The organism is Microcystis sp. M53598_WE2 (assembly GCF_030067735.1).
Taxonomy (GTDB): Bacteria; Cyanobacteriota; Cyanobacteriia; order Cyanobacteriales; family Microcystaceae; genus Microcystis; species Microcystis aeruginosa.
Window position 1 is genome coordinate 1 of the sequence record NZ_JASJFE010000856.1, and the last position, 3,730, is coordinate 3,730.

At 42.0% G+C, this 3,730-nt stretch carries 4 protein-coding genes; 2 read left to right on the plus strand and 2 right to left on the minus strand.

Annotated elements, in window-relative coordinates; translation table 11 throughout:
* Nucleotides 1–1,234 (plus strand): glycosyltransferase (locus PX636_RS17275; RefSeq protein WP_288118028.1); only part of this gene is annotated, 1,234 nt, incomplete at its 5' end.
* Here PX636_RS17275 and PX636_RS17280 read toward each other — a convergent pair.
* Nucleotides 1,231–2,154 carry a PhzF family phenazine biosynthesis protein gene (locus PX636_RS17280; RefSeq protein ID WP_288118033.1) on the minus strand — a complete coding sequence of 308 codons (924 nt, stop codon included), beginning with the start codon at nt 2,152–2,154 and terminating at the stop codon, nt 1,231–1,233. The two genes, PX636_RS17275 and PX636_RS17280, sit on opposite strands and share 4 nt — an antisense overlap.
* A 296-nt stretch (nt 2,155–2,450) precedes the next feature.
* Nucleotides 2,451–2,924, minus strand: a complete 474-nt coding sequence (locus PX636_RS17285) for a hypothetical protein (RefSeq protein WP_002795510.1) — start codon at nt 2,922–2,924, stop codon at nt 2,451–2,453.
* A gap of 61 nt (nt 2,925–2,985) precedes the next feature.
* On the opposite strand from PX636_RS17285, the gene PX636_RS17290 reads away from it, so the two are divergent.
* The coding region (locus PX636_RS17290; RefSeq protein ID WP_288118031.1) for an aminopeptidase P family protein at nt 2,986–3,730 on the plus strand (745 nt) is incomplete at its 3' end.

Below are 3,730 nucleotides of genomic sequence, written 5' to 3' on the forward strand. Positions count from 1 at the left end.
CCCTGGTTTAATCAAAAATTGTCAATTAGAACTCTGGACTGATCAAACGATTTATGACCGAGAAATTAGCCGTTGTGTTAAGGTCAATCACTATCAGATCGATCAGATGCCTTGGTCGGCGATTAATCACACCGATATTAACATCTATCACATCGGAAATAATCCCGATTTTCACGGAAATATCTGGCAAATTAGTTGTCGTTGCCCTGGAATAGTGGTGCTACATGACCTGAAACTACAACATTTTTTTGGAGGTATCTATAGAGAGTTGAATCAGGATAAAGTTGGTTATATAAATCAAATGCTCCGTTATTATGGGATAGAAGGAGCTTTAGCGGCAGAAAAGTTTTGGAATTGTGAATTATCTACGGAATTTATGGCTGAATATTACCCTCTCACTCCCTTAGCTTTAAAAAATGCTCTAGGGGTAATTTGCCACGGACAACAGACTTATCAACAACTCAAACAGGAAAATTTATGGCTGACTGGCTATCTGCCACTACCCTATCCTAGTCACGGTCAATCATTGATTCAAGAGACAGAAAAACCAACAGAAAAACAATTATATCAACTGATTATCTTTGGTTACATAGGCGTTAATCGATGTCTGGAACTGGTTTTGGACTCTCTGGCCAGTTTTCCCCAAAAACAAGCTTTTCGCTTAGACATCTATGGAGAAGTATGGGATAGTAATTATCTCCTTCAAAAAATTAATAGCTTAAATTTAAATAATTTAGTAACCTTGCATGGTTTTGTCACGGAAGCCAAATTAGAAACCGCCTTAGCTAACGCAGATTTAGCAATCAATTTACGTTATCCCACTATGGGGGAAGCTTCCGGTAGTCAGCTGCGGATTTGGAGCCATGGTTTGCCAAGTTTAGTGACTAAAATAGGTTGGTATAGTGAGTTGCCGGAAAATACCGTAGGTTATGTGACTGTTGGCAACGAAATCGCCGATTTACACCAACATTTCTCTCAATTTCTTCACGATCCGCAATTCTATCAGACTATTGGGAAAAATGGTCAAATTTGGCTAGAAAATAATCACTCTCCCGAATCATACGCCAAAGCTCTGGTGGATTTCGCTCGGGAAGCCTGTCAACAAAGATATCGTTATGCAGCCAATTATTTTATCGAAAAAGTAGGCAAAGAAATTAGTTATTGGAATGATGACAAAATCTCGGATTTAGAGCTAAAGTCCCTAGCGGAAACTATTCATTTTCTAACCAGCTAAAGTGCTTCCCCATCGGGAATTATCATCTTGCCTTGGCAGACTAGAACTGATGCACCACCCACAGAAACTTCCGTAATTGACCGGTTATTTTTCTGAAACTTTAATTGTATGTTGCTTGGTCTGCCCATTTCCACTCCCTGGATTATCGTCCATTGATTCATCCCTTCCCTAGAAGATTCTAACCCCCCTAGATAGCCCGCTAAAGCGGCCACAGCCGAACCGGTGGCGGGATCTTCCATAACTCCTAAACCGGGGGCAAACATTCGGCCATAGAGACGAGATTGGGGTGATTCTGGTTCAAAACAGCAGACAAAAAGGGAATTAGCGGGGGATTGACCTAATAATGATGACCAAAGAGTTAGATTTAGTTTTATTTTCCCTAAAATATCGCGGTTTCTAACGGGGATGAATAAAAAAGGAAGGCCACAGGAAAAGGCGCGAGGGGGATAACCGGGTAAGAAATCGGCAACGCTTAGGGAAAGAATCGCCGCTAAATCATCGAGAGCATAATTATCCGCCACTAATTCTGGCAATTGTGCCACTTTTAACTCACTATAGACCGGTTTTTCCCCGTCCATGAGAATTTTTACCTGTACTAAACCGACTCCTTCCTCCAGATAAATCGTGGTTTCTTGGTGGGGGGGAATAGCACCGATTAGGGCTAAAATATAGGCCGTGCCGACGGTAGGATGCCCTGCAAAGGGTAATTCGATACTGGGGGTGAAAATACGGACTTTTTTGCTGCCTTGGTCTGTTTCTGGCGGAAAAACGAAGACTGTCTCTGAGAAGTTAAATTCGGCGGCGATTTTTTGCATCTGGGTGTGGGTTAATCCAGACGCTTCCGGAAAAACCGCCAGGGGATTACCGCCAAAAATGCGATCGCTAAAAACATCGGCGGTATAGTAGGAATAGGTAGGCACGCGGGGGATAGAGCAACAGTTATCGGAGAATTTTTTCATCTTACACCTATTTTCACCCCTGACCGTCCCGGTGGTCTGTCTAGGGATAAATGCTCCGTGTCAGTCCTGTTATTCTCTATTTATTAAGAAATAATTAAAATACAGAGTTTTTCCTAAAGATAAGGCATATCTTGAATCGTCTCGGAGTCTCCTATGGGAGAAACCACAAAGACACAAAGGACACAAAGATTGATCGCTCCTATATAAGTTAAACTCATAACACAAAGAATAAGAGAGCCTAACTACCATAGGCTCTACTACTTATTCGCTTCTAATCTAGCTAATAAACTGACTAACTTATCTCTGACGGAATTGTGAGTGTATTCGTCTTCAGGGTGAGGTTTTTGATGGGGTTTTTGAAAATAGGGACGTTCTCCGTATAATTGTCCCCATTTCACATCGACTCGGTGTACTAATTCATAGAGTAATTCTTGATTGTCTAAAATTTCTTCTAGGATTAACTGTAAAGCTTGAACGGGATTATCTAAATTTTGACTGACTTTTGTTAATTCTTCATCAACGATAAGCTGTAAAATTATCTGCAAAGCTCCCGAAGAATCCCCTAAATTAGCGGCAATAAATTGTTTAATTTCAGTCCTTACCTGCACTAATTTGGGGACAGGAGATTCCCCTTTGAGGAAATCCGCCCCCTCTTGAGCGATAAAATCTGCTAGGGTAAACTCGCGCCTTTCGATGATATCTTGGGAAAAATCTGGTTCTTCAGGGGTCATAAACTAAAAAGATTAGCGATAATAGACTCTAAGACTTATTGTGACATTTTTAGGAATATCTATGAGCATCGATCGCAGAGAGTTTCAGCACCGTCGTCAGCAAGTAATGGAAAAAATCGGCCATGGAACCGCAATTTTTCGCAGTGCGCCCATGGCGGTCATGCACAATGACGTAGAATACACCTATCGTCAGGATAGTGACTTTTTTTACCTGACAGGATTTAATGAACCCGATGCGGTGGCGATTTTAGCACCCCATCACCCCGAACATCAGTTTATCCTGTTCGTACAGCCAAAAGACCCAGAAAAAGAAACCTGGACCGGCTATCTCCACGGGGTGGAAGGAGCAAAGGAGATTTTTGGTGCTGATGAGGCCTATTCTATCCAAGAATTGGAGGAAAAATTACCCCAATATCTCGAAAAAGCCGAACGAATTTATTATCATCTCGGACGGGACAAAACTTTTAATACAAGTGTTCTCAATCACTGGCAAAAATTAATCGCCACTTTTCCCCGTCGCGGCACCGGACCGACTGCTTTAGAGGATACTAATTTTATTCTCCATCCTTTGCGCTTACTGAAAACCGAGGCCGAATTGGACAATATTCGCCAAGCAACCGCTATTTCGGCCCAGGCACATAATCGGGCCAGAGAATTCACTAAAGTTGGTCACTACGAGTATCAAATTCAAGCGGAAATTGAGCATACTTTTCGCCTAGAAGGGGGTATGGGGCCTGCTTATCCTTCTATTGTCGCTAGTGGTGCTAATGCCTGTATTCTGCACTATATCAACAATAATCGCCAAG

Bases quoted from the DNA above. Each gene is read 5' to 3' on its own strand.
- PX636_RS17285 (WP_002795510.1), bottom strand. From the start codon at position 2,924: ATGACCCCTGAAGAACCAGATTTTTCCCAAGATATCATCGAAAGGCGC.